At 70.1% G+C, this 19,502-nt stretch carries 16 protein-coding genes, 1 tRNA gene and 1 pseudogene; 9 read left to right on the top strand and 9 right to left on the bottom strand.

All coding sequences use genetic code 11. The annotated features are described in order from the left end of the window. Positions 1–55 precede the first annotated feature (55 nt). Complete coding sequence (locus tag ACIPFH_RS01085) at positions 56–622, bottom strand: GPR1/FUN34/YaaH family transporter (protein ID WP_401821836.1); 567 nt, start codon at positions 620–622, stop codon at positions 56–58. 145 nt (positions 623–767) lie between these two features. Further along, entirely contained in the window at positions 768–1,295 is a 528-nt protein-coding gene (locus ACIPFH_RS01080; RefSeq protein WP_356258521.1) for a universal stress protein, read from the bottom strand. Between the two features lie 391 nt (positions 1,296–1,686). On the opposite strand from ACIPFH_RS01080, the gene ACIPFH_RS01075 reads away from it, so the two are divergent. From ACIPFH_RS01075 to ACIPFH_RS01055, 5 genes are all read left to right on the top strand, one after another. Beyond that, entirely contained in the window at positions 1,687–2,016 is a 330-nt protein-coding gene (locus tag ACIPFH_RS01075) for a hypothetical protein (RefSeq protein ID WP_401821834.1), read from the top strand. Positions 2,017–2,393: 377 nt separating this feature from the next. Beyond that, positions 2,394–3,620, top strand: coding sequence for a helix-turn-helix domain-containing protein (locus ACIPFH_RS01070; RefSeq protein WP_401821832.1), 1,227 nt, complete (start codon positions 2,394–2,396; stop codon positions 3,618–3,620). 114 nt (positions 3,621–3,734) lie between these two features. Beyond that, on the top strand, positions 3,735–4,337 hold the full coding sequence (gene orn, locus ACIPFH_RS01065; RefSeq protein ID WP_356258513.1) for an oligoribonuclease: 603 nt from the start codon (positions 3,735–3,737) through the stop codon (positions 4,335–4,337). A 96-nt stretch (positions 4,338–4,433) separates the two neighbouring features. After that, a tRNA-His gene (locus ACIPFH_RS01060) sits at positions 4,434–4,506 on the top strand. A 65-nt stretch (positions 4,507–4,571) separates the two neighbouring features. Next, positions 4,572–5,084 (top strand): GNAT family N-acetyltransferase, encoded by a 513-nt coding sequence (locus ACIPFH_RS01055; protein WP_401821830.1) that lies wholly within the window; start codon positions 4,572–4,574, stop codon positions 5,082–5,084. Between the two features lie 29 nt (positions 5,085–5,113). Here ACIPFH_RS01055 and ACIPFH_RS01050 read toward each other — a convergent pair whose 3' ends face one another. Then, positions 5,114–6,169, bottom strand: a complete 1,056-nt coding sequence (locus ACIPFH_RS01050) for a LacI family DNA-binding transcriptional regulator (RefSeq protein ID WP_356258507.1) — start codon at positions 6,167–6,169, stop codon at positions 5,114–5,116. A 429-nt stretch (positions 6,170–6,598) separates the two neighbouring features. On the opposite strand from ACIPFH_RS01050, the gene ACIPFH_RS01045 reads away from it, so the two are divergent. The 4 genes from ACIPFH_RS01045 (at position 6,599) to ACIPFH_RS01030 (ending at position 11,451) form a co-directional block, all read left to right on the top strand. Continuing rightward, positions 6,599–7,924, top strand: a complete 1,326-nt coding sequence (locus tag ACIPFH_RS01045) for an ABC transporter substrate-binding protein (RefSeq protein ID WP_401821828.1) — start codon at positions 6,599–6,601, stop codon at positions 7,922–7,924. Positions 7,925–7,929: 5 nt separating this feature from the next. Beyond that, complete coding sequence (locus tag ACIPFH_RS01040) at positions 7,930–8,940, top strand: carbohydrate ABC transporter permease (RefSeq protein WP_401823692.1); 1,011 nt, start codon at positions 7,930–7,932, stop codon at positions 8,938–8,940. A gap of 41 nt (positions 8,941–8,981) precedes the next feature. Beyond that, positions 8,982–9,869 carry a carbohydrate ABC transporter permease gene (locus ACIPFH_RS01035; protein WP_401823689.1) on the top strand — a complete coding sequence of 296 codons (888 nt, stop codon included), beginning with the start codon at positions 8,982–8,984 and terminating at the stop codon, positions 9,867–9,869. 151 nt (positions 9,870–10,020) lie between these two features. Continuing rightward, positions 10,021–11,451 (top strand): GH1 family beta-glucosidase, encoded by a 1,431-nt coding sequence (locus tag ACIPFH_RS01030; protein WP_401821827.1) that lies wholly within the window; start codon positions 10,021–10,023, stop codon positions 11,449–11,451. Between the two features lie 556 nt (positions 11,452–12,007). Here ACIPFH_RS01030 and ACIPFH_RS01025 read toward each other — a convergent pair. The 6 genes and pseudogenes from ACIPFH_RS01025 to ACIPFH_RS01000 form a co-directional block, all read right to left on the bottom strand. Then, entirely contained in the window at positions 12,008–14,026 is a 2,019-nt protein-coding gene (locus ACIPFH_RS01025; protein ID WP_401821824.1) for a beta-galactosidase, read from the bottom strand. Positions 14,027–14,169: 143 nt separating this feature from the next. Continuing rightward, positions 14,170–14,514: pseudogene (locus ACIPFH_RS01020) on the bottom strand (alpha-galactosidase); the annotation flags it as partial. 30 nt (positions 14,515–14,544) lie between these two features. Then, complete coding sequence (locus tag ACIPFH_RS01015; RefSeq protein ID WP_401821822.1) at positions 14,545–15,438, bottom strand: carbohydrate ABC transporter permease; 894 nt, start codon at positions 15,436–15,438, stop codon at positions 14,545–14,547. Further along, the gene (locus ACIPFH_RS01010; protein ID WP_401823686.1) at positions 15,435–16,412 is read right to left on the bottom strand and encodes a carbohydrate ABC transporter permease; all 978 of its coding nucleotides are present in this window, start codon (positions 16,410–16,412) and stop codon (positions 15,435–15,437) included. The genes ACIPFH_RS01015 and ACIPFH_RS01010 overlap by 4 nt, the downstream gene beginning before the upstream one ends. Positions 16,413–16,447: 35 nt before the next feature. Next, on the bottom strand, positions 16,448–17,761 hold the full coding sequence (locus tag ACIPFH_RS01005) for an ABC transporter substrate-binding protein (RefSeq protein WP_401821821.1): 1,314 nt from the start codon (positions 17,759–17,761) through the stop codon (positions 16,448–16,450). Between the two features lie 215 nt (positions 17,762–17,976). Next, positions 17,977–19,446, bottom strand: a complete 1,470-nt coding sequence (locus ACIPFH_RS01000) for a cellulose binding domain-containing protein (RefSeq protein WP_401821819.1) — start codon at positions 19,444–19,446, stop codon at positions 17,977–17,979. Positions 19,447–19,502 lie beyond the last annotated feature (56 nt).

The following is a 19,502-nucleotide window of genomic DNA, read 5'->3' as shown; positions in this document are numbered from 1 at the left end:
CGGGGGGTCCGCTCCATTCGCCGGGGAGGCCCAACTCCCCGGCCCCGGCTGCCGATCAGCCCGTGGCCGTCACCCCGGGGCGGGCAGCACGTCGAGCGAACGCCGTAGGCCAGTGGGCGAGGGCCGCCGTCGCCGCGTACCAGGCCACCGCGCCGGCCGCGACGGCGAACCAGCCGCCGACCTTGGTGAGCCCGTCGCTGTCGGCGAACCGGGCGACGGCCATCAGCGCGAGCGCGACGAAGAACAACCCGTAGGCGCCCTGGCCGAGTTGGTCGCCACCGGCGAGGGTCAGGGAGAGCGCCACGAGGGCGAACAGGAGCAGGAAGAGCCCCGCGGCGTTGTCGGAGACCTGGTTACCGGCGGAGACCGCCCAGGTGAACCAGAAGGCGCCGAGGACGGTGTAGGCGGTGCCGGTGGCCGTGTCACGGTCCCGGAGGGCGAACAGGCCGGCGACGAACAGCGCGACACCGCCGATGTAGTGGGCGATGGATACGGCGTCCGCAGCCGTCACGCCGTCGATGAGGTCGGTGTATCCGAGCCCGAACGCCAACAGGGTGACACCCAGGGCGAGTCGGCCGGCGATCGTGGTGGTGCTGCTTCCCGCAGAGACGTCGTTGTCCACGGCAAGCTCCCTTCATGCATGTGCAGTTGTGTGAGCGATATATGCCCTTCACAAAGGCACAAACACCCCTACGCGTCAGTAGATTTATGCGGCGCGCCAAGGGGCCGGGCGTACCCGGATCTCATCCCACCTGGGAGAGCGGGGGTTACGGAATCACGATGACGGGCCGCTTCGCCCGCTTGGCGAGCCGTCCCGCGACGGAGCCGAAGATCCGGCCGACGATGCCGTGGGTCGAGCCGACGACGATCGCGTCGGCCTCGTACTCCCGCCCCACCTCTTCGAGTTCGTGGCAGATGTCACCGCCGCGCTCGACCAGGATCCAGGGCACCTCGGCGAGGTACTCCGCACACGAGAGTTCCAGACCGAGCACCTCGGTGCGGTGGTCCGGCACGTCGACGAAGACGGGCGGCTCGCAGCCGGCCCACACCGTGGTGGGCAGCCGGTTGGCGACGTGGACGATGATCAGCCCCGAGCCGGAGCGGTGGGCCATGCCTATGGCGTACGCGAGAGCGCGTTCACTGGACATGGAGCCGTCGAAACCGACGACCACGCCGTGCTTGAAGGCGGGATCGCAGGTGGGACGTGTCTCTTCCGCCGCCAGGGGCTCGGCCGCCGTGGGGTCGGCGACGGGCCGCTTGCGGTCCGCGGGTTCGAAGAATTCGTGACCGGCCATGGCTGTCTCGGCGTATCGATCCTTATACGGGTGGACGGCGGTGAACGGCGGAGCTGTCCGGGAATCATCTTCCCTAGCCCATACCCCCAAGGGTACGGCGGAACGCCTCCTAGGCCCAGATCTCGCTCGCCCTGGGTGGGGGTTCCAGGGAGCATGCACGAGCCGACGCCCGTAACGCAATGGTTGCTGCCCCGTACAGGCGGTTTGCACAGGATTCACGTACCGGACCGGCCCCGGCAGTGACCGACCGCTCGAACAGGCGTTGAACCCCCTGTACCGCCGCCGCACCCCCCGCCGACCACACCCGCCGACCAGCTTCGCCGGCCACCCTCGCCCACCGGCCCTCGCACCACCGCCCCCCGCACCGCCGCCCCAGGAAGGAGCCCGCCCCGTGCCCTCGTCCCGTGCCGCTTCCGAGACCCGCCCCGGCGACGACCGGACCACCGACCTGATCCGCTGGGCGGCCTTCAGCTGCTTCCTGGTCCCGGTGGTCCTCCTCTGGTACGGCACCTCACTGGCCGGCACCGCCGGCACCGCGCTGGGCCTCGCCGCCGTGACGGCCGTCTGCCGGCTGCTGCTGCGCCGGTCCGAACGGTGCGCGGCCCGGTTGCTCGACGAGGACGAGGCGCCGCAGGCGCACCACCGGGGGCGCCATCAGCGCACCGGAACCGGGTCGCGCCGTGGCGGTCGTCACTCCGGGGGAAACTCACCGGTCGGTTGACCGGTTTTCACACACGGACCCGCTTCTTTTCAGCCAACTTCCGGTGATGGCGCATCCCTTGCCCCAACCACCCCCCACCCCCCGTTCCACCTGCACGGAAAGGGCCTCGGGGGCCCTGCGCACCCTACGGGGACCGGCCACCGCACCGAGGCGCACTTCCCTGCACGGCCCACGAGTGCAACGCTTCGTGATCGAATGCTTCACGCCAAGTTGCCATGTCGACAATCTGCCGGGTGGTGAACTGGCCACGCCGGCATTGTGCGACACGTTAGATTCGATCTTGACTGTCTACGGCGGGGGACTCGTGCAGGACCGAGGGGAAACGTGCAGGAGCGACACAACCGAGGAGCCGCGACCACCGAGGGGGGCTTAGCAGGATGAGCCACGACTCCACTGCCGCGCCGGAAGCCGCGGCCCGGAAACTTTCCGGGCGACGCCGCAAGGAGATCGTCGCGGTGCTGCTGTTCAGCGGCGGCCCCATTTTCGAGAGTTCCATTCCGCTGTCGGTGTTCGGGATTGACCGCCAGGACGCCGGCGTGCCGCGCTACCGCTTGCTGGTGTGCGGCGGCGAAGAAGGCCCGCTGCGGACCACAGGGGGCCTGGAACTCACCGCACCACACGGCCTGGAGGCGATCTCACGGGCGGGCACGGTCGTCGTGCCGGCCTGGCGTTCGATCACCTCACCGCCACCGGAGGAGGCGCTCGACGCACTGCGCCGGGCGCACGAGGAGGGTGCCCGCATCGTGGGCCTGTGCACCGGCGCGTTCGTGCTGGCCGCCGCGGGTCTGCTGGACGGCCGCCCGGCCACGACCCACTGGATGTACGCGCCGACGCTGGCCAAGCGCTATCCGTCGGTGCACGTGGATCCGCGCGAACTGTTCGTCGACGACGGCGACGTGCTGACATCGGCGGGCACGGCGGCCGGAATCGACCTCTGTCTGCACATCGTGCGGACAGATCACGGTAACGAGGCGGCGGGCGCGCTGGCCCGGCGGCTGGTCGTGCCACCACGCCGGTCGGGCGGCCAGGAGCGCTATCTCGACCGGTCTTTACCCGAGGAGATCGGCGCCGACCCGCTCGCCGAGGTCGTCGCCTGGGCGCTGGAGCATCTCCACGAGCAGTTCGACGTGGAGACGCTGGCGGCACGCGCCTACATGAGCCGCCGCACCTTCGACCGCCGCTTCCGGTCCCTGACCGGCAGCGCGCCGCTCCAGTGGCTGATCACCCAGCGGGTGCTCCAGGCGCAGCGGCTGCTGGAGACGTCGGACTACTCGGTGGACGAGGTCGCGGGCCGCTGCGGCTTCCGCTCGCCGGTGGCCCTGCGCGGCCACTTCCGCCGGCAGCTCGGCTCGTCCCCGGCGGCCTACCGGGCGGCGTACCGGGCACGCAGGCCACAGAGCGAACGGTCGACGGACAGCGAACCGTCGGCGCCACCGCCGCCTCCGGCGCTGCACCCGGACGCTCCCGGACCGGTACCGCCGCAGCTGCGGCGGACGGCCTCGGCCGGCGCGGTGGGTTCGTCGGCGTCCCTGCCGTCCGAGCACGCGCGCGACGCGTACGCGACCTCGCGGGCGAGCCTGCCGGGGCAGCGCAGCGGTACCTGAGCGGGTGAGGTACGTCTCGAGCGCCGGTCGGGCCGATGGGTCCGACCGGCGCTCGGGCACGAGAGGCCCCACGCGGGGCACCGCAAAAGCCGACGTCAGCTTTAGGGTGGTCGCATGAACGATCGCATGGTGTGGATCGACTGCGAGATGACCGGCCTCTCGCTGTCCGACGACGCTCTCATCGAGGTTGCCGCCCTCGTCACCGACTCCGAGCTGAACGTGCTCGGCGACGGTGTGGACATCGTCATCCGCCCGCCGGACGAGGCACTGGAGACGATGCCGGAGGTGGTGCGGCAGATGCACACCACGTCCGGGCTCCTCGACGAGCTGGCAGGCGGGACGACCCTCGCGGACGCCGAGGCCCAGGTGCTGGCGTATGTGAGGGAGCACGTGAAGGAGCCGGGCAAGGCGCCCCTGTGCGGGAACTCCGTCGGCACGGACCGCGGCTTCCTCGCCCGGGACATGGCGGCCCTGGAGGGCTACCTGCACTACCGGATCGTCGACGTGTCCTCGGTCAAGGAACTCGCCCGGCGCTGGTACCCGCGGGCGTACTTCAACAGTCCCCCGAAGAACGGCAACCACCGTGCCCTCGCCGACATCCGCGAGTCCATCGCGGAACTGCGCTACTACCGCGAGGCCGTCTTCGTGCCGCAGCCCGGGCCCGACTCCGACACCGCCCGGACCATCGCCGCGAAGCACGTGCTGCCCGGAGGCTGACGGCGCCCCGTGAAAGCCGTGCGCGAGCACCCCTTCTCACCCTGTACACTTTTTCTCGGCCGGTAGGGAGACCACAAAGTCCAACTGCCGGGCGTGGTGGGTGTAGCTCAGCTGGTAGAGCACCTGGTTGTGGTCCAGGATGCCGCGGGTTCGAGTCCCGTCACTCACCCTGAGTCATCAGCCGGTGATCTCCCTCAAGGAGATCACCGGCTGATGTGTTTCCCGGGAGTGGTCATGCGCTCGAGTGTCCCTGCCGTGCCGTTCGCCACCGCTCGGCTCGACGTCCTCCCGCTGCGCGTCGAACACGCGGCCGAGATGGCGGTCGTCCTGGGCGATCCCGCGCTGCACACCTTCATCGGCGGCGCCCCCGGCACACCCCGGTCCCTGCGCGCCCGCTACGAACGTCTCGTCGCCGGTTCGCCGGACCCGTCCGTCTCCTGGTGCAACTGGGTCCTGCGGGTGCGGGACGCCGGCCTACTGGCCGGGACCGTCCAGGCCACCGTGACCGACGGGGCCCACGCCGAGATCGCCTGGGTCGTCGGGACACCCTGGCAGGGCCGCGGCCTCGCCTCCGAGGCGGCCGCCGGACTCGTCGGCCGGCTGCGGGAACAGGGTGTGCGTACGATCTTCGCCCATATCCACCCCGACCACCACGCGTCCGCGGCCGTGGCCCGCTCCGCCGGACTCTCGGCCACCCCGGAGCGGCAGGACGGCGAGGTGCGGTGGCGGCTGACCGCCGCCCCGTGAACCGGCACTCCGATGAACCGGCGCCCAGCTCAGGAGGAGGAGCGCCCCACCAGCTCCGTCGCCAGCACCACCTGTCTGCGCTCCAGGCCCCGGGACACCGCCGGACGGCGGTCCGCGATCTCCGTGAGCAGCAGGTCCAGCATCCTGCGGCCCATCTCCTCGATGGGCTGGCGGACGCTCGTCAGCGGCGGGTCCATGTGGCGGGCGATCGCCGAGTCGTCGTAGCCGACCATGGCCACGTCCTCCGGGAGGCGGCGGCCCGCCTCGCGCAGCGCCCGGCGGGCGCCGGCCGCCATGACGTCGGAGCCCGCGAAGACCGCGTCGAGCGTCGGGGTACGGGCGAGGAGCTCCCGCATCGCGCGGTGTCCGCCCTCCTCGGTGAAGTCGCCCGGGGCGATCAGGCCCTCGTCCGCCGGGTACCCCGCGTCGCGCAGCGCGTCCCGGTAGCCGTCGACACGCCGCTGGGCGCCGTAGACGTCGAGACGGCCGGTGATGTGGGCGATGCGGGTGCGGCCCCGGGACAGCAGGTGCTCGACCGCCGAGCGGCCGCCGCCGTAGTTGTCGGAGTCCACGGACGGGAGTGTCTCCGCGGCGGAACGAGGGCCGCTGATCACCGCCGGGATCTCCAGTTGGGACAGCAGGTCGGGCAGCGGGTCGTCCGCGTGGACCGAGACCAGGAGCACTCCGTCGACGCGGTGCGCCGCCAGGTACTGGGCCAGCCGGCGTCGTTCGCGATCGCTACCCGCGAAGATCAGCAGCAACTGCATCTCGGTGTCGGACAGTTGCGCGCCCACGCCCCGCAACATGTCCGAGAAGTACGGCTCGGCGAAGAAGCGGGTCTCCGGTTCGGGAACCACCAGCGCGATCGCGTCCGTGCGGTTGGCGGCGAGGGCACGGGCAGCGGTGTTCGGAACGTAGCCGAGCTCGGCGACCGCCGCCTCGACGGCCGCGCGGGTCGCGTCGCTGACCCGCGGCGAGCCGTTGATCACCCGGGAGACCGTGCCGCGGCCGACACCGGCGCGTGCGGCCACCTCTTCGAGAGTCGGCCGCCCTCCGCTCCGGCTCCGCGCTCCGTGGCTTGCCATGGGCCCCGCCTTCCCGCCGTCGTTCACGCTGGCCTGGAATCTAACAGTCCTGTCCGTCCGGCCCGTCGCCACTGGGGGCCACCGTCCCGGCGGCCCCGCTTCGACTGCGAACGGGGCCGGTCCCCGCACGCCGGACGGGCCCCGTTACGCGGCACCGGACGGCGTGGGGCGACGCCACCCGCGGCCGGAAAGCGCTGTCCCACCGAGTTAGCTAACAGGCAGATAACTGAACGCATCTCTCCGCGTTCCCACCCTTGACACCCCCGCCCGAACCGACGACTCTTCAACACATCACCTGTGGGAGCGCTCCCACGGTACCTGACACATACACATCCCGCACGTTCCCCGCCCGAGCCGCAGCGAGTAACTAACGGGCCCAACAATGCAGTTGGCCGGGGGGTCGGCACGTCAGGGCAACAGGAGGACGCAATGCGAGCACGTACCCGAAGCACCCGCCGGGTGGTGGTCCTCGCGGCCGTCGCGTCGCTGGGCGCGGGGCTGCTGGCCGGCTGTGCCGACGACGGAGGCGACGACAAGAGTCCCGAAGGCTCGTCGTCCGGCGGTGGCAAGACCACGATCACGCTCGGCCTGTTCGGCACCATGGGCTTCAAGGAGGCCGGGCTCTACACCGAGTACGAGAAGCTCCACCCCGACATCAAGATCGCCGAGAACGTCACGGAGCGGAACGAGAACTACTACCCGGCGCTCGTCAACCACCTCACCACCAACAGTGGCCTGATGGACGTCCAGGCCATCGAGGTGGGCAACATCGCCGAGGTCGTCGCCACCCAGGCGGCCAAGTTCGAGGACATGTCGAAGGTCTCCGGCGTCGACAAGAGCAAGTGGCTCGACTGGAAGTGGTCGCAGGCCACGACCAAGGACGGCGTGACCATCGGTCTCGGTACCGATGTCGGCCCGATGGCCCTCTGCTACCGCAAGGACCTCTTCCAGGCGGCCGGTCTGCCCACCGACCGCGAGGCGGTCGGCAAGCTGTGGGCGGGCGACTGGAACAAGTTCGTCGCCACCGGTGAGCAGTACAAGAAGAAGGCCAAGGCGGGCACGTTCTTCATGGACTCCCCCGGTGGCCTGATCAACGCCATCCTCAGCAGTGAGAAGGAGAAGTTCTACGACTCCTCCGGCGAGATCATCTACAAGACCAACCCCGCCGTGAAGGCCGCCTTCGACCTGACCGCCGAGGCCGCCGAGAAGGGCCTGGTCCAGGCCCAGACGCAGTTCCAGCAGTCGTGGGACACGACGATCGCCAACAGCAAGTTCGCGACCATCGCCTGCCCGCCGTGGATGCTCGGCACCATCAAGGGCAAGTCGAAGCCCGAGTCGTCCGGCAAGTGGGACGTGGCTGTGGCGCCCAAGTCCGGCAACTGGGGCGGCACCTTCCTGGGCGTGCCGAAGAGCGGCAAGCACGTGAAGGAGGCCGAGGAGCTCATCACCTGGCTGACCGCGCCGGAGCAGCAGGCGAAGCTGTTCAAGGTGCAGGGCAACTTCCCGAGCGCGCCGAGCACCTACACGCTGCCCGAGGTCACCGGCGCGAAGAACGAGATGACCGGTGACTCGCCGATCGGCACGGTCTTCTCCGAGGCCGCCAAGACCACCCCGGTGCAGGTGATCGGCCCGAAGGACCAGATCATCCAGCAGGGTCTGACCGACAACGGCGTCATCCTCGTGACGAAGGGCAAGTCGGCGGCGGAAGCCTGGAACACGGCCACCAAGACCATCGACAACAACCTGGACAAGTGACCCGAATGGCCACCCGCCACGACACCGCCGCGCCCCCCGCCAAGGAGGGGGGCGCGGCCCCGGGCCGCCCGCCCGCCGTTCCCACGGAGGCGGAGCAACGGCACCGGGCCCGGTTGTCCCGCCGCTGGCAGCGGGACAAGCGCTGGAGCCCGTACGCCTTCGTCTCGCCGTTCTTCCTGTTGTTCCTCGCGTTCGGCCTGTTCCCGCTGGTCTACACCGGCTGGGCGTCACTGCACCAGGTGGAGCTGACCGCGCCCACCGACATGGAGTGGGTGGGGATGCGCAACTACACGCGCATCTTCGACGACGACTTCTTCTGGAACGCGGCGAAGAACACGCTCACGATCGGGATCATCTCCACCGTTCCGCAACTGCTGATGGCCATGGGCCTCGCCCACATCCTCAACTACAAGCTGCGCGCCTCGACCTTCTACCGGGTCGCGATGCTCGCGCCGTACGCGACCTCGATCGCGGCCGCCTCGCTGGTCTTCGTGCTGCTCTTCGGGCGCGACTACGGCATGATCAACTGGGCGCTGCACTTCGTCGGCATCGACGCGATCGACTGGCAGAACGACAAGTGGCCCTCGCAGATCGCCGTCTCGTCGATCGTCATCTGGCGGTGGACCGGCTACAACGCGCTGATCTATCTGGCCGCGATGCAGGCGATCCCGCAGGACCTGTACGAGTCGGCGGCACTGGACGGCGCGAGCCGCTGGAAGCAGTTCCTGCACGTGACGCTGCCGTCGCTGCGGCCGACGATCCTGTTCACGGTCGTCGTGTCGACGATCGGCGCCAGCCAGGTCTTCGGCGAGCCGCTGCTGTTCGACGCCAACAAGGGCGCGTCGGGCGGCGCGGAGCACCAGTTCCAGACGCTGGGCCTGTACCTGTACGAGCAGGGCTGGGTGAACCAGCACCTGGGCCGGGCCTCGGCCATCGCCTGGACGATGTTCCTGATCCTGATCCTGGTCGGCATCGTCAACTACGTCATCTCGCGCCGGCTGCGCGCCAGTAGTTAGGAGTACCGGCCGTGACGACGACGACAACGACCGCGAAGTCCGTGGAACCCGAGGACGCCGTGCCGACGGCCCGGAAGGTGCGCCGGCCCAAGTCCGCGCGGGCCGGCGGGCAGATGCACGGCGGACCGATCGCCTACATCATCCTGGGCGTGTTCACCATCGTTTCGCTGTTCCCGCTGGTGTGGACGGCGATCGCCGCGTCCCGCGACAACAACCGGCTGGCGGAGAACCCGCCCCCGTTCGTGTTCGGCTCCAACCTCTTCCACAACCTGGATGTGGCCTGGAACGACGCGAACCTGGGCAAGGCCTTCGTCAACACCACGATCGTGGCGGGGACTTCGGCGGCGGCGATCGTCTTCCTGTCGACGATCGCCGGATTCGCCTTCGCCAAGCTCCGCTTCCGGGGCCGGGGCGCGCTGATGCTGATCGTGATCGGCACCATGATGGTGCCGCCGCAGCTGAGCATCATCCCGCTGTACATGATGGTCGCCAAGCTGGAGTGGACGGACCAGCTCCAGGCGGTGATCCTGCCGTCGCTGGTGAGCGCGTTCGGCGTGTTCTTCATGCGGCAGTACCTCATCCAGGCGCTGCCCGACGAGATCATCGAGGCGGCCCGGGTGGACGGCGCGAGCAGCTGGCGCGTGGTGTGGCACGTGGTGTTCCCCGCGGCGCGCCCCGCGATGGCGGTGCTCGGCATGCTGATGTTCGTACAGACGTGGAACGACTTCCTGTGGCCGTTCCTGGTGCTGAGCCAGACCGGCAACCCGACGGTGCAGGTCGCGGTCGCGGGCCTGGGCCGCGGCTACACGCCCGACCAGTCCCTGATCATGGCGGGCGCCCTGCTGGGCACGCTGCCGCTGCTGCTGGTCTTCGCGATCTTCGGCAAGCAGATCGTGGGCGGCATCATGCAGGGCGCCGTGAAGGGCTGACGACGCGACACGGCTCCGTGTGACGCCTCGCGACGCCTCCCGTCCGTCAGTCCGTGACTTCCGGGGGGCCGGGTCATCGCCGCCCCGGCCCCCTCCGCACCACTTCCCCCCAACCTCGTCGGTCTCGCCGACCACTCATGGGAGCGCTTCCATGCCTGAGCCCGTTACTCCGGTGACCTTTCCGCCCGCCTTCCTCTGGGGCGCCGCGACATCCGCGTACCAGATCGAGGGGGCGGTGCGGGAGGGCGGCCGCACCCCCTCGATCTGGGACACCTTCAGCCATACGCCGGGCAAGACGGCCGGTGGCGAAACCGGTGACATCGCTGTCGACCACTACCACCGCTATCGCGACGACGTGGCGCTGATGGCGGAGCTGGGCCTGTCCGCTTACCGTTTCTCGATCTCCTGGTCCCGGGTCCAGCCGACCGGCCGCGGCCCCGCGGTGCAGGTGGGCCTGGACTTCTACCGCCGTCTGGTGGACGAGTTGCTGGCGAAGGGCATCAAGCCGGCCATCACCCTCTACCACTGGGACCTCCCCCAGGAACTGGAGGACGCGGGCGGCTGGCCGGAGCGGGACACCGCGTACCGGTTCGCGGAGTACGCGCAGATCGTCGGCGAGGCGCTCGGCGACCGGGTGGAGAACTGGATCACGCTCAACGAGCCGTGGTGCAGCGCGTTCCTGGGCTACGCGTCCGGTGTGCACGCGCCGGGCCGCACGGAGCCGGCGGCATCGCTGAAGGCGGCGCACCACCTGAACCTGGCGCACGGACTGGGCACGTCGGCGCTGCGCGCGGCCATGCCGGCCCGCAACTCGGTGGCGCTCAGCCTCAACTCCTCGGTGGTGCGCCCGCTCTCCCCGGGCGACCCGGCGGACCTGGCCGCGGTGCAGAAGATCGACGACCTGGCGAACGGCGTCTTCCACGGCCCGATCCTGCGGGGCGCCTACCCGGAGACGCTGCTGGCGGCGACCTCGTCGCTGACGGACTGGTCGTACGTCCTCGACGGCGACCTGCGCGCCATCCACCAGCCGCTGGACGCGCTGGGCCTGAACTACTACACGCCCACGCTGGTCTCGGCGGCGGACGCGTCGGTGCGGGGCCCCCGCTCGGACGGTCACGGCGCGAGCGACCACTCACCGTGGCCGGGCGCGGACGACGTCGCCTTCCACCTGACGCCCGGCGACCGTACGGAGATGGGCTGGTCCATCGACCCGACGGGCCTGCACGAGCTGATCATGCGCTACACGAGCGAGGCGCCGGGCCTGCCCCTGTACATCACGGAGAACGGCGCGGCCTACGACGACAAGCCCGACTCGGACGGCCGTGTACACGACCCCGAGCGCGTCGCCTATCTGCACGGCCACCTCTCGGCGGTCCGGCGGGCGATCGCGGACGGCGCGGACGTACGGGGCTACTACCTCTGGTCCCTCCTCGACAACTTCGAGTGGGCGTACGGCTACGAGAAGCGGTTCGGCGCGGTGTACGTGGACTACGCGACGCTGACCCGCACGCCGAAGTCGAGCGCGCTGTGGTACAGCCAGGCGGCCCGCACGGGAACCCTGGCGCCGACCGAGACCACCTGACCCGGGGAGCGGGGAAAGGGGCGCGGCACGTCGTGGGGGCGTGCCGCGCCCCGCTGTTCCGCAGGCCCGGGACGAGAGGCCGGACGTCCCGGACCGGGCCGGGGCGGCGTGTTCCGCAGGCCCGGGGCGAGAGGCCGGACGTCCCGGAGCCCGGGACGAGAGGCCGGACGTTCCGGACCGGGCCGGGGCGGCGTGTTCCGCAGGCCCGGGGCGAGAGGCCGGACGTCCCGGAGCCCGGGGCGAGGGGCCGGACGTCCCGGAGCCCGGGACGAGAGGCCGGACGTCCCGGACCGGGCCGGGGCGGCGTGTTCCGCAGGCCCGGGGCGAGAGGCCGGACGTCCCGGAGCCCGGGACGAGAGGCCGGACGTCCCGGAGCCCGGGGCGAGGGGCCGGACGTCCCGGAGCCCGGGGCGAGGGGCCGGACGTTCCGGACCGGACCGCACCGGGGCGGCGCGGCTTGGGGTGCGGCTTGCGGCGCGGGCTTGCGGCGCGGGCTTGCGATGCGGGCTTGCGATGCGGCTTGGCGTCGGCTCGCGATGCTCACGGGCACCTGGCGTTACGCCCCGCGTGGTTCCCGTACGACCGCGACTCCGCCCGGGGGAACGGAGACCGAGCCGCCCGGCAGCGGGGTGCCGGTGAGGAGTTCCACCGCCTCGGCGGACACGGCCACCTCGGCGCCCTGCCCGGTGTGGTCGACGAGGAAGACGAAGTCGGCCGCGGGGCCGCGGCGGCGGACCGCCTCCACGCCCGACGGCACGCCCTCCAGCACCGGTCGCACCCCCGCCTCCTCGCGAACGCGCGCCAGCAGGGCCGCCAGCGTGTCCGGGTCCGGGAGCGTGGCCAGGTACCAGGCGGTGCCGGTGCCGTAGTCGTGGCGGGTGACCGCCGGGACGCCCTTCAGCGGGCCGTCCGTGTACGAGGACACCGCCCGGGCTCCGGCGAGCCGTACCCGCTCCGACCAGAGCGAACCGGTGCCGCCGGTGTCCAGGCCGGCCCTCTCCCCCGGCAGCAAGGGGAACAGCTCGTCCGAGCGGACGCCGAGCACCTCACGGAAGGCGCCCGGGTAACCCCCCAGCCGCACATGGCAGTTCTCGTCCACCGCCCCGCTGTGGAAACCGACCGCCAGGGTGCCTCCCCGCTCCGCGAAGGCGGCCAGGTTCGCCGCGCCCGCGTCGTCCACCAGATAGAGGCTCGGCGCCAGGACCAGGCGGTACGCCGACAGGTCCGCGTCCGGGCGGACGAAGTCCACCGCGACGCCCGCCCGCCACAGCGGCTCGTACCAGGAGCGGATCAACTCCAGGTACCGGACCGACTCGCTGGGCTGCGAAGGAAGTTCCACCGCCCACTTCGCGTCCCAGTCCCACACGATCGCCGTCTCGGCCGTGCCCGTGCTGCCGCGCACCTCCGCCAACGACCGCAGGTCCGAACCGAGTCGGACGACGTCCCGCCAGATGACGCTGTCCGTGCCCGCGTGCGGCAGCATCGCCGAGTGCCACTGTTCGGCGCCGGCCTTCGCCGCCCGCCACTGGAAGTAGGCGATGCCGTCGGCGCCGCGGGCCACGTGCGCCAGGGCGTTGCGCCGCAGCTCCCCGGCGGTCTTCGCCCGGTTGACCTGCTGCCAGTTCACGGCGCCCGTCGAGTGCTCCATCAGCAGCCATGGGCGGCCGCCCGCGAGTGAACGCACCAGATCGCCGCTCAGCGCGATGTCGATCTCCGACTCGGGGTCCGTGGAGCGGAGGTAGTGATCGTTGGAGACGACGTCCAGCTCCGGTGCCCAGCGCCAGTAGTCCAGCGCGTCGAAGTTGTGCATCACCATGAAGTTGGTGGTCGCGGGCACCGACGGGGCGGCCTGCTCCAGCACCTCCCGCTCCGCCTTGCACAGGGACAGCAGTTCGTCGCTGGAGAAGCGGCGCCAGTCCAGCCGGTGGGCCGGGTTCGGGACCGCGCCGGTCGCCCTCGGGGGCAGGATCTCGTCCCAGTCGTAGTACCACTGGCTCCAGAAAGCCGTGCCCCAGGCGTGGTTCAGCGCGGCCAGGTCGTCGCCGTACCTGTTCCGCAGCCAGCTCCGGAAGGCCGCCGCGCTCGTGTCGCAGAAGCACTCCGCGTTGTGACAGCCGTACTCGTTGTGGACGTGCCACATGACCACCGCCGGGTGGGCCGCGTACCGCTCCCCCAGCGCACGGGCGACCCGCAGTGCGGCCTCCCGATAGGCGGGGCTGCTCGGGCAGAACGTCTGGCGGCTGCCGTACGACAGTCCGCGGCCGTCCCGGTCCACGGGCAGCGCCTCGGGGTGGGCCCTGAAGAACCACGCCGGTGGCGCGGCCGTCGGGGTGGCCAGGTCGGCGGCGATGCCGTGCGCGTAGAGCATGTCGAGGACGCGGTCGAGGCGCGAGAAGTCGTACTCGCCCTCGGCGGGTTCCAGCAGCGCCCACGAGAAGATGTTGACGCTGACCATGTTCACCCCGGCCTCGGTCATGAGCCGCATGTCCTCGGCCCAGACCTCCTGCGGCCACTGCTCGGGGTTGTAGTCGCCGCCGTAGGCGATGCCGGGGACGTCCAGAACGCGACGCGTCATCGTCCGCCTCCCGACAGCAGGCGGCGTGTGGTGTCGGCCATCCGCGCCCGGGGCCGCCCGGCGGGCATCTGGACGGCGCCCTTCCTGGTCGACCCGAGCAGTGAACTGGCCGCCCGGCACCCCGACCGGCTGGTCCGCTCCGCGTATTCCTTCACCGGCCCGTCGGCGCTGATCTCCGCCACGGACCCGGCCCTGGTGAGGCGGATGGACGGCACCTCCCGCACCGGCTCCGGGGCCGCCCACAGGCGCACCGGTGAGCCGTCCCCGGGATCGAGGGCCGGCAACCCCTCCCCCTGGAAGGCTCCCGCCGGAACGGTGACGCCCGGGCGGTAGCAGACAGTCGCCCGGTTGTCGTCGGTCGGACGATACGGAGCGGCGCCGAGGGCGTAGGCCCCGCTGGGGCTCCAGGACTGCCGGCCCTCCTCGTGGACGCGGGCACGACGCGGGTCCACGGGGACGGCGGCGACGAGGGTGAAGGGGTGTTGCACGGAGTTCTCTTTCACAACGGGATGAAGGGCTCAGCCCTTGTTGGCGCCGAGGGTGAGGCCGCTGACGAACTGGCGCTGGAGGGTGAAGTAGACGATCAGGGTGGGGATCGCGGTGAGCAGGGCGCCGGCGGCGACGAGGTTGGGGTCGGTGAAGTACTGGCCGGAGAGGTTGTTCAGCGCGGAGGTGATGGGCATGTTCTCGCCGGTGGAGATCAGCACGATGGCCCAGAAGAAGTCGTTGTAGATCCAGATCGAGAGCAGGGTGGCCAGGGCCGCCATCGCGGGTTTGCACAGGGGCAGCACGATCTGCCAGTACAGGCGCCAGACGGAGGCGCCGTCGACGAGGGCGGCCTCGGTCAGTTCGTGGGGCAGGGAGCGCATGTAGTTGCTCAGCACGAAGGCGCAGAACCCGGACTGGAACGCCACGTGGATGAGGACCAGGCCCAGTGCGGAGTCGTAGAGCTTGCCGCTCATGGTGATGCCGGGCAGGTCGACGAGGAGGTAGAGGCGGTAGAGGGGGGTGATGATGACCTGCTGGGGGAGCAGGTTGCCGGCGGTGAAGACGAGCAGCAGGAAGAGGTTGACGCGGAAGTCGAAGCGGCTGACGTAGAAGGCCACGCAGGAGGACAGGAACAGGGTCACCAGGACGGCCGGGACGGCGATGAGCAGGGTGTTGCCGAAGTAGTGCAGCATGTCCGACTGCTGGAAGGCGTTGGTGAAGTTGTCCGGGCTCAGTTTGTCGGGCCAGGAGACGTAGCCCTTGTCGCTGGTTTCGGCGTAGGGGCGCAGGGCTGCGAAGAGGGCCCACAGCAGGGGCGCCAGCCAGGCCAGGGAGGTGCCGGCGAGGAAGACGTGCAGCAGGATCCGGGCGGGGCGCAGGGGGGTGCGCTGCTTCGGCGGGGCCGCGAGGGTGGGGGTGCTCATGCGCGGCGCTCCTTGCGGAAGGTCGCGATCAGGTAGGGGATGATCACGGCGAGGGAGATGACCAGCAGGACGACGGCGATCGCGGAGCCGTATCCGATGCGGCTGGACTCGCCGATGATGTTGTTGGTGACCAGGATGGACAGCAGTTCGGTGCCCTGGGCGCCCTTGTTGAAGACGAAGACGAGGTCGAAGGCGCGCAGTGCTTCGATGATCGTCACCACCAGCACGACGGTGTTGGTGGGGCGCAGCGTGGGGAAGATGACGTTCTTGAACGTCTGCCACTCGTTGGCGCCGTCCAGGGCGGATGCCTCGCGCAGGGAGGGGTCGACGCCCTTGAGGCCGGCCAGGTAGAGAATCATCATGTAGCCGGTGTGGCGCCAGCAGGCGGCGATCAGGACGGCCCACAGGTTGAGGTGGGGGTCGCCGATCCAGTCGATGTAGTGGCCGGGTCTGTTGGCGCCGATGATGCTGTTGATCAGGCCGGTGTCGGGGTTGTAGACCAGCTGCCAGACGAAGCCGGTGACGGCCAGGGAGACCACGACGGGCAGGAAGAACGCGGTCTGGTAGACGCGGCTGAAGCGGATCTTCTTGTCGAGCTGGACCGCCAGGAACAGTCCGAACGGCGTGGGGATCAGGATCAGCACGACGAACCAGATGACGTTGTGCTGGACGGCGGGCCAGAACTGCGGGTTGTTGGTGAACAGCTCGCGGAAGTTGTCCAGCCCCACCCACTTGATCGAGTCGAAGCCGATGCCGTCCCAGGTGGTGAAGGCCAGGGCGACCGAGGCCAGCGCGGTGACCCAGACGAGGGCCACGTGCAGGATCGTCGGCACGCCGGCCATCAGACCGAGGGTGAGCCGGTCACGGCGGGTCAGCAGGCGCCGGTGGCCCCGCGGGACCCGCCTCTTGGGGGATGCGGTGCCCGGAGGCGGCACGGCGGCCGCCTCCGGGGACTTCGTGGTGTCCACGGTCATGGTGTCGGTGCTCATCCGCTTTCAGCAGGAGGGTGTCAGCCGGACGCGAAGATCGTCTTCTTCTGGCGCTCGATCGAGGACAGCAGACTGTCGATGCCCTTGGGATCGCGGACGAACTTCTGCAGCGCGGGCTGCATCACCGTCGAGGTGAAGTCCGGCCGGCTGTCACGGTCCATGAACTGCGTGAGGTGCTTGGCGCCGCTGATCATCGCGTACGCCTTCTTCTGCAGCGCGGTGTACGAGGAGGTGTCGGCCTTGGACGAGGCCGCGACGACGCTCGGGTCGGCCTTGAGGTAGATCGCCTCGGCCTCCGGGGTGCCCAGGTACTCCAGCAGCTTGACGGCGGACGCCTTGCTCTTCGGGGCCTTGGAGAGCATGAAGCCGTCGGTGGGCGCCTCGACGGTGTCCTGGCCGTAGGCCGGGTCGATCTCCGGGAAGGCGAAGAAGTCGAGGTCGTCGGCGTCGGCCTGGTTGGTGAACTGCTGCGCCACGAAGGTGCCCAGCAGGTACATGCCGGCCTTCTTGGAGACCAGGGTCTGGGCGGCGTCCTGCCAGGTCCGGCCGACCGCGCCGTCCTGGTGGTAGGGGAGGATCTCGGCCCAGTGGTCGAAGGTCTTGCGGACCTTGGCGTCGGTCCAGGAGGCCTTGCCCGCCATCAGCTCGACGTGGAAGTCGTAGCCGTTGGTGCGGAAGTTGATCTGGTCGAAGGTGCCGAGCGCGGGCCAGGCGTCCTTGTCGCCGAAGGCGATCGGGACGAGGCCGTCCTTCTTCATCTGCTTGCACAGGGCGACCAGCTGGTCCCAGGTGGTCGGGACGGTGTAGCCGTGCTGCTGGAAGACGCTCTTGCGGTAGAAGAGGGCCCAGGGGTACGTGTACAGCGGCACGAAGTAGTACTTGCCGTCCTCGCCCTTGCTGAGCGCCTTCATCGCGTCGGGGAAGTTGCCGCCGATCGTCTGCCACACGTCGTCGATCGGGGTGGCGAGCTTCTTGGCCGCGAAGAACTGCATGCGGTAGCCGGCGAACCAGTTGAACACGTCGTCCGGGGTGCCCTGGAGGTAGGAGTTGATCTGCTCCTGGAACGTGTTGTGGTCCTTGGTGTTCACGTCGACCGTGATCCCGGACTGCTTCTTGAAAGCCGCGTAGATCTCGGCGAAGGCCTTCTTCGGCACCGCGTCGGACGCGTTGGAGCCGAGGGTGACGGTCTTCGGGTCGGCCGCGGTGCCGCTGCCGCCGCACGCGGACAGCAGGGGTATGCCGGCGCCGAGCACGGCCGCGCCGCCCATGCCGCGCAGAAGGGTGCGACGGCTCGGGGAGGGGAGGGCGGGGCGGCCCGAGGGAGAGAGGTGCATGAACGGCTCCTGACGCGGGGTTCGGCCACGAGGTGTGGCTGAAAGATGATCGCAATCGACCAGAAATCAACTTGACCGAACACTGGGTGGCGCAATAACAGCCGTATGTCCGGTCATGCGTCAAGAGCCGTCGGCTTCATTTGTCGAAACGTAATCGACACACCTTGATCACTTAATGATCGTTTTCCCTTCCTGCCCGCTTGATCACTTACCGCTCACTTGTAGGCGGCGAACGCCTTCGAGAACGCGGAGTCGGCCTGGACGATCGAACTGCAGGTCGCGTCCGCGAAGTTCTTGGCCCCGCCCGGGCACTGCTTGTCCCGGGTGGCCGACCACATCGACAGCCACCCGAGTCCCTTGGCCTTGGCGAAGGCGACGAGCTGGCTCGCGTCCTCGACCTTGAATATCTCGGACGTGACGTCATTCACACCGAGCATCGGGGTGACCGCGACCGTCTTCCAGGCCGCGCTGTCGCTGAGTCCGAGGACGCTCTTGACCTGCGCCTGGGTGGCGGTGGCGGCCTGCTCGGCGTACGTCCCCATGTCGCCGCTGTACGCCGGCCCGTAGTCCATCGCCATGATGTTGACGGTGTTGATCTTCACGTTGCCGGACTTCGCGTTCGCCAACAGATTCACACCGTCCTGGGTCAGCCCCTCGGGCATGACGGGAAGGGTGAACGAGACGTCCAGGTCCGGATGCTGCTGCTGGAGCTTGGCGATCGCCTGGGCGCGGCGGGTGTGGGCCGCGGTGTCGGGCAGCGCGCCGCCCTCGATGTCGAAGTCGACCTTGGTGAGCCGATACGCGTCCACCACCTTGCCGTACGCCGTCGCCAGCGCGTCCGCCGAGGAGCAGGTGGTCGCCAGCTCGGAGCCGGAGGCGCCGCCGAAGGAGACGCGGACGTCGCCGCCCTTGGCCCGCAGGGCCCCGATCTGCGCGGCCACCCCGTCGCTCGCGAGGTCGCTCACGCCACCCCACTTGGGCGTGCAGCCGCCGCCGTCGGTGACGAACGCGAGGTTGTAGTCCTTCACCCCGGTCGCGTTCACGCTCGCGAGGAGGTCGAAGGCGGGGTAGAGCGAGGTGTCGACGTAGGGGGCGAACCCGGCGGAGCCGGTGGTGCCCGTGCCGGTGCTCGCGCTGGTGCTCGGGGCAGGAGTCGAGGGGGCGGAGGGGGTGGAGGAGCTGACGGTCGGGCTCGGGGCCGCCGTGGGGCTCGCGGTCCGGGTCGGCCGTCCACTCGGCTCGGGTGTGGCGCCGCCGTCGGCGGAACACCTGGCGCCGTCGACGAGACACCCGGCGGGATCCGCTTGGCCGTCGACGACGAAACCGACGGTGACCGACTCCCCGACGGCGAGCCCGTCGGTGTCCCACTTGGGCGGCGAGACGGTGACGTGCTGGCCGCTGACGGTGGACTCCCCGTTCCACAGGGAGCTCAGCTTCGCCCCGGCCGGCAGATCGAACTCGAGCTTCCAGGCCGCCTTCGTCCCACCACTGTCGTTCGTCACGACGTACTGCGCGGTGTACCCCGTCGACCAGTCGCTGGTCCGGGTGTAGGCCGCCCCGACCCCGGCGGCCTGGGCGGTACCACCGAGCAGCACGGCCCCGCCGCCCACCACGGCCGCGGCGACCGCGCCGCCGATCATCTTGTTCCTGCCACTGACCCTGCGCCGATGCGTGCTTGTGCCCATCACATGCCTGCCTTCACTGCTCACGGGGGATCCCGGGGGTGGGTGCGGCAGCACGC

It is taken from the genome of Streptomyces sp. NPDC088157 (assembly GCF_044741545.1).
Classification (GTDB): domain Bacteria; phylum Actinomycetota; class Actinomycetes; order Streptomycetales; family Streptomycetaceae; genus Streptomyces.
The sequence above is the reverse complement of the archived record's forward strand: the minus strand, read 5'-3'. Positions and strand labels throughout refer to the sequence as shown.